The 6,055-nt window shown below is 63.7% G+C and carries 7 protein-coding genes; 1 reads left to right on the top strand and 6 read right to left on the bottom strand.

Annotated elements, in window-relative coordinates:
* Positions 1–142 precede the first annotated feature (142 nt).
* The 6 genes from AAFX91_RS37830 to AAFX91_RS37805 form a co-directional block, all read right to left on the bottom strand.
* Entirely contained in the window at positions 143–1,078 is a 936-nt protein-coding gene (locus AAFX91_RS37830; RefSeq protein ID WP_394569892.1) for a lipid A biosynthesis lauroyl acyltransferase, read from the bottom strand.
* Between the two features lie 74 nt (positions 1,079–1,152).
* A complete protein-coding gene (locus AAFX91_RS37825) occupies positions 1,153–2,430 on the bottom strand; it encodes a beta-ketoacyl-ACP synthase (protein ID WP_394569891.1) in 1,278 nt (425 codons plus the stop codon).
* Positions 2,431–2,461: 31 nt separating this feature from the next.
* Positions 2,462–3,649, bottom strand: coding sequence for a beta-ketoacyl-ACP synthase (locus AAFX91_RS37820; protein WP_130580631.1), 1,188 nt, complete (start codon positions 3,647–3,649; stop codon positions 2,462–2,464).
* Complete coding sequence (locus AAFX91_RS37815) at positions 3,642–4,115, bottom strand: 3-hydroxyacyl-ACP dehydratase FabZ family protein (RefSeq protein WP_130580632.1); 474 nt, start codon at positions 4,113–4,115, stop codon at positions 3,642–3,644. Before AAFX91_RS37815 ends, AAFX91_RS37820 begins: the two co-directional genes overlap by 8 nt.
* Positions 4,116–4,126: 11 nt before the next feature.
* A complete protein-coding gene (locus AAFX91_RS37810; protein WP_027583603.1) occupies positions 4,127–4,432 on the bottom strand; it encodes an acyl carrier protein in 306 nt (101 codons plus the stop codon).
* A gap of 194 nt (positions 4,433–4,626) precedes the next feature.
* A complete protein-coding gene (locus tag AAFX91_RS37805) occupies positions 4,627–4,968 on the bottom strand; it encodes a hypothetical protein (RefSeq protein ID WP_130580633.1) in 342 nt (113 codons plus the stop codon).
* Between the two features lie 294 nt (positions 4,969–5,262).
* Between AAFX91_RS37805 and AAFX91_RS37800 the strand changes: the two genes are divergently transcribed.
* Entirely contained in the window at positions 5,263–5,889 is a 627-nt protein-coding gene (locus AAFX91_RS37800) for a ParB-like protein (RefSeq protein WP_130580634.1), read from the top strand.
* Positions 5,890–6,055: the final 166 nt, after the last annotated feature.

The following is a 6,055-nucleotide window of genomic DNA, read 5'->3' as shown; positions in this document are numbered from 1 at the left end:
AACCGCCGGATACGGACCCGTACGTCCGGTGGTGTGGGAGGGGCGAAGCCGCGAGGCTTCCCCCTATCCCGATCCACAAGTGGAGGCATGGATTGCTTCGTCGCTACGCTCCTCGCAATGACGGGGCGGTATAGGCTTCAGCTCACCGCCAGCGGCGGTGCAGCCAGAGCCACTGGTCCGGATATTCGCGCACCCAGCCTTCGATCACGTTGGTGACGGCCTGCATCGTGCCCTGGATATCGATCTCTCCGGACGCATTGAACACGGGCTTCACTTCCTCTGACAGTTCGCCGCGGAAGCGGTTATTGGGCAGGCGGATGATGCGGGCGCCGTGGATCGGGCATTCGACCTGACGCCGGAGCCGCGCCAGCGTCGGGTTGGCCTTGGTCTTGCGGCCGAAGAAGGTGACCTCGACGCCGTTGGTCAGATATTGGTCGACCAGCATGGCGACGTGCTTGTTGTCTTGCAGCGCCTGTGCAAGCCGGAGCGGCGCGTCGCGGCCGGCGGGGATCAGCGTGCCCATCTTGATCGCGCGGATCTTCTCGATCGCGCGGTCCGCGGCTTCGCTGTTCGGCCGTCGGAACAGGATCGCGGTGTCGAGCCCGTGCGCGACAGCCGCCAGCGCCGGCAATTCCCAATTGCCGAGATGCGCGGCAAAGATCAGCGCCGGCTTGCCGTCGTCCCTGATCTGGTCGAACAGCTCGATGGTCCGCGGCGGCAATTCGATGCGGCTGTTTTCGGGATGGTCGCGGTCGTAGTCCCAGATATGGTCGAGATGGGCGAACTCGGCGCCGATGCGGCCGAGATTGTCCCAGACGCCGGCCAGGATCTTCTCGATCTCCTCAGGCGATTTTTCCGGAAACGCGGCCTTCAGATTCTCGCGACCGATCCGGTCCTCACGCAGCCTGCGACCGATGAAATGCGCGGCGCGCCCGAAGAAATCGGCGGTCTTGAACGGATCGAAGCAGCGCGTGGTACGCAACAGCGCGATCGTCAGCGCGCCCACCGCCGCGTCGCCCACGGGCTTGACGGCGTCGCGAAGGCGCGCGCGGGCGCGAAGGAGCTGCAGGCGGTTCATCGCGACAAGCGGCGCGGCGTTTGGTTGAGCATGATCTCTTCAGAAAACCGGAGACCAGTTCCTCGGATCATGCTCTAGGCCGGCTCGCGTGTCAGGATCAATGAGGCGTTCTGCCCGCCAAAGCCGAACGAGTTGGACATCACGGCAGTGACGCGGGCGTCGCGCGCCTTGTTGCCGACCACGTCGAAATGAATGGTCGGATCAGGCACGTCATAATTGATGGTCGGCGGAATCCGCTGATGCTCGAGCGTGAGCAGCGAGAACACCGCCTCGACCGCACCGGCCGCGGAGATTGTGTGGCCGACCATCGACTTGTTCGACGACACCGGAATCTTCGAGATCTGCTCGCCGAACACCGCCGAGGTCGTCAGATATTCCATCTTGTCGTTCTCGGGCGTCGCTGTCCCGTGCGCGTTGATGTGGTCGATCTGTTCCGGCTCCATCCCGGCGTCAGCCAGCGTCTTGCGCATGCAGCCGATGATCGGCTTGCCGTCCGGGCTCGAGCGGGTGCGGTGGAACGAATCAGTCAGTTCGCCGCAGCCGGCGACGACGCCCAGGATCGTCGCGCCGCGCGCGGTGGCCGCCTCATAGCTCTCCAGCACCAGCGCGCCGGCGCCTTCGGCCATCACGAAGCCATCGCGGTTCTTGGAGAACGGCTTTGACGCTCCCTGCGGCGGATCGTTCTGCGTCGACAGCGCCGAGAGCAGGGAGAAGCGGACCACGGCTTCCGGATTCACCGAGCCGTCGGTCGCAACGCACAGGGCCGCATCCGCCTCGCCGCGACGGATTGCCTCCACGCCGAGCTGGATCGCGGTCGCGCCGGAGGCGCAGGCGGTCGACAGCGAGATCGGCGAGCCCTTGGTACCAAAATTTTCGGCGAGGTGTTTTGCGACCGAACCGAACATGAAGCGATCATGATAGGGGGCGAATCTGCCGCCGCCGCTCGCGCGCAACATGTCGTAGTAGTCGAACTCCTCCTTGTCGATCGTGCGCCCGAGTTCGAGCCGTTGCGGCCATTCGGTCTCGACCGGCGCGACCGCGAGGAAGAGGGGACCTGGAAAGTCACCCTTGCTGCCAATACCGGATTGCGCCAGCGCCTCTTCGGTGGCGATTTCGGCGATGCGCTCGGAAAGGAGGGTCGAGGTGAAGGGATCGACGGTGACGAAATCCACCGTTCCGGCCATCGTGGTCCTCAGTCCATCGATCGGAAAACGGGTGACCGTCTTGATGCCGGATTCGCCGGCAACGAGCTTGGCCCAATTGTCCGTCTTGCCGCCGCCGAGCGACGTGACGATGCCCATGCCGGTCACGACAACGATCGGCCTGCCAAATTTATCGCGTGGTGTCGCCATGCTTCCCCCGTCGATGCTGCGCGAATGCGCCCTACTTGACGGCCTCAACCAGGGCCATCCCTTCGCCCTGCCAGTGACCGGTTCCCATCACTACAATCTGAGTCGGCGGATCCGACTTTTCAACCTCGAACCCGGTCGGATCGTTCGGCGGAAACAGCGCGCCGCGTGAGACCGAGAGCGCCGCCAGGGCAACGCCGAGCGGGAATTGGGCCTCCACGGTGTGGCCGAACATCGTTCCGGTGGCGCGCACGGCAAGGCCCTGGTGCTGGCGCAGGAACGCGCGCTCTTCCGACGTGACGGGCTCGGCGCCGGTGGCGCCGGTGACGACCACGCCGACATCGTCGCCGACGCCGAGTTTCGACCACAACGCCTCCAGCGACTTCGTCACCGCGCCCGGCTGCTTGCGCTGCGCGAGGTCGGCGACCACCTTGGAGAGCTTGGCATAAGGCTTGGCGCCGCGCGCCTCGGCGTGCTCACGGGATTCCAGCACCAGGAACGCGCCGGCGGAGCCAAGCGCGAATCCGCTGTTGTTCTCGCGGGCCCAGACCGGCGCGAACTCGCCGGTCAGGTTGAAGTCGCCGAATTCAAACAGGACGAGCAGGTCGAGGCGTTCGCCATTGTAGGCGCCGCCAACCAGCGCAATGTCGCTCTGGCCGGCCTCGATGCGCGCCAGCGCAATCCGCGCCGCGTCGATGCTGGAGGCTTCCTCACCCATGAAAGTGCGCGAGGTGCCGCGGACGCCATGAACGATTGCGATATTGCCGGCGAGCAGGTTGGAGAGCTGCGCCAGGAACAGCGTCGGACGCAGTTCGCTCATCAGGCGCTCGTTGAGGAAGCCGGGGCTGAAGTTGCCGCGCGCGTCGGCGTTCAGGATCGCCGTATCGACCGCGAGGTCGCGCTCGCCGCCGCCAGCCGCGACGATCATGTCCATGCGGGACAGGATTTCCTGATTGCCTTTGACGCCGGCCGAATCCAGCGCCAGCCCCGCGGCATAGGTGCCGATGCGCTGCCAGGCTTCCATCTGGCGCTGGTCGCCCTTCTTCGGGATCTGCGCGTCGAAGCTGACGGGGGCGAGCGGATGGACGATGTAGGGCGCGAACCGCTTGTCGTCGATGTTGATGCGCTTGGCGTTGAGCGCATCCCAATGCGCGTCCGGTCCTTCGCCGAGCGACGACAGGACGCCAATGCCGGTGATCCAGACTTCCTTCCGCTCAGTCATGCGTCAGTGCCCGCTGCGGAAAGCCGATCTTCTTGGCCATCGCGTCCATGTGCACGCGCAGATCGGGATGGGGGAAGGGGATGTGGCGGAACGTCAGATCGGCGCTGCATTTCAATTCCTTGCCTACCCGAACCTTGGCCGACGTCACCGCAAAGCCCGAACCTTCATGCTCGACCTTGGCCTCGATCGTCAGCACCTCGCCCGGGTTGACGAAGCCGCGCATCTTGGCTTCCTTGATCATCGCGAGAAAGGGCATCCGTTCGAACTTCATCAGGCCGAGCAGCAGCCAGCCGGACGACTGCGCCATCGCTTCCGTCAGGAGCACGCCAGGCATGATCGGATAGCCCGGGAAATGGCCTTCGAAGATCGTGCTGGTCTGCGGAACGTCAGCCTCCACCACGATCGTCTTGTCGCCGATGTTGAGGTCGACGATGCGATCGATGAGCGTGAAATATTCGAGCTGCATGGGGCGCTCGGTTACGAGCCCGACGCCGTGCCCGTGCCTGCGTTCTTGGCCGCGACCAGTTCGTCGATGCGGTCAGCGAGGTTCTTCAGCACGAAGTACTGCTCGGTCGTGGCCTTGCCGTCGTTGACTTCCTGGGTCCACTTCTCGAGTGGCATCTTGATCCCGAACGCCTTGTCGATCGCAAAGGCGATGTCGAGGAAGTCGAGGCTGTCGATCCCCAGATCGTCGATGGCATGGCTTTCCGGCTTGATCGTGTCGCGCGGGATATCGCAAGTCTCGGCGATAATGTTGGCGATCTGCTCGAATGTGGAAGACATCACTAAGCCTTTGATATATTGGCGGTAAATTCCGGGACGGTCGGGAGGTGGCGGGCGGCGTTGTCCCGAAATGCCCTGTTCCCCCGGGCGGACTCGAGTGCCCGTATATCGGAGCGGGGCCGCGAGTTCAATGGAGCTTGGCCTTGTCTGTGGAGCCGCTTTGCTAGGCAGCAGATACCGCTGCGGTTCCAGCGCTAGCCCCTCGGCATCACTGAAATCCGTGCGCAGTCACGCCGGCCCATCAGGACGCAATCCTGAGTTTTGCGCAGGTCGGCGATGCTCACGGCCAACCAGATGCCGATTGCGGTTAGCGCCACCGTGAAAGCGAAGGCCGCGATATTGGCCAGCATGCGCTGGCGGAAGTCATCGGGCTGCTCGCGCGGGCGCTCGTAACGGGAGAGGTCCTGGGCGACTTGCCCGGGCTTTCCCGCCTCAAGCGGTTGCTCGTGGCGGGCGGGCGGATGGTCGGAGGTGCGCGGTCGGAATTTGAGCACCACGTGCTCGCCGTCCGAGCTGATAGGCCGCTGGGTTTTCACTGCCGTCCGTCCGCAGAAGTTGTGATCCTGTTTAGCACGCCGTGCGCGCCTCTCACGTAAAATATTGGTGCGCGTTCTCGCAACGTGACCCCGCGGCACTTCATGGAACTGATGGTGGGGCGATGGGCGCAAGGCATCGCGGCGATGTGTGCGATGCACCCTCGCGCGACGTGGGGGATCCTCCGTTCACAGCTCGTCGAGACGGAAGATCGAGGAATTCAATCCCTGGTGGCGCCGTGCCATAGTGGAACCGGCCCTCGATGGTTTCCGTCGGCAGCAATAGGGAGTTGAACCATGGCAAATACGCGTGAGCCGATTCTCAAGCCGGTTACGATCATGTCCCTGCGCCCGACTCAGATGACGGTCGGCATGAGGGAGGTGAAGGAGAAGCGCCAGCGTTGGCGCGAGCACAAGTCGGCGAAGAAGCGCGCCGAAATGCTGGGCCAGCACATGATCCCGGTGGTGCTCGGGCCCGATGAGCGCCACTACGTCGTCGACCATCACCATCTCGCCCGCGCGCTGCACGATGAGGGCGTCAAGGATGTGCTTGTCACCGTGATCGGCGATCTCACCATGGTCCAGCGCGATGCGTTCTGGGGCGTGATGGACAACAAGCGCTGGGTCTATCCCTACGACGCCAAGGGTGATCGCAGGCATTTTCGCGATCTGCCGAAATCGGTGGTCGACCTGAAGGACGATCCGTTCCGCAGCCTCGCCGGCGAACTGCGCCGTGCAGGCGGTTTTGCCAAGGATACCACGCCATTCAGTGAGTTCCTGTGGGCGGATTTCCTGCGTCGCCAGGTGGCGCGCAAGCTCGTGGAAGCTGATTTCGACACGGCAATGGAGAAGGCGCTCGCCGCGGCGAAGAGCAAGGACGCGATCTACCTGCCGGGCTGGTGCGGTCCGGCGTCGGATGAATAGAGCGTTTTCGAGCGAAGTGGACGCCGGTTCGCGTGAAGAAAACGCGTCAGAACAAGAATCTAGAGCTTCGGTTCTGATTCAATCAGAATCGAAGCTCTAGGCCGTGTGGACTCTTGGGATTCTCAAATCAGATTGAACGTGATTCAAGGCTTTCTTTTAGGAGGAA

It is taken from the genome of Bradyrhizobium sp. 31Argb (genome assembly GCF_043638955.1).
Lineage (GTDB): Bacteria > Pseudomonadota > Alphaproteobacteria > Rhizobiales > Xanthobacteraceae > Bradyrhizobium.
This window is presented reverse-complemented; position numbering and strand designations above follow the sequence as displayed.

Coding starts and splice junctions, on each gene's coding strand:
- AAFX91_RS37830 (WP_394569892.1), bottom strand. CDS start 1,078: ATGAACCGCCTGCAGCTCCTTCGCGCCCGCGCGCGCCTTCGCGACGCC.
- AAFX91_RS37825 (WP_394569891.1), bottom strand. CDS start 2,430: ATGGCGACACCACGCGATAAATTTGGCAGGCCGATCGTTGTCGTGACC.
- AAFX91_RS37820 (WP_130580631.1), bottom strand. CDS start 3,649: ATGACTGAGCGGAAGGAAGTCTGGATCACCGGCATTGGCGTCCTGTCG.
- AAFX91_RS37815 (WP_130580632.1), bottom strand. CDS start 4,115: ATGCAGCTCGAATATTTCACGCTCATCGATCGCATCGTCGACCTCAAC.
- AAFX91_RS37810 (WP_027583603.1), bottom strand. CDS start 4,432: ATGTCTTCCACATTCGAGCAGATCGCCAACATTATCGCCGAGACTTGC.
- AAFX91_RS37800 (WP_130580634.1), top strand. CDS start 5,263: ATGGCAAATACGCGTGAGCCGATTCTCAAGCCGGTTACGATCATGTCC.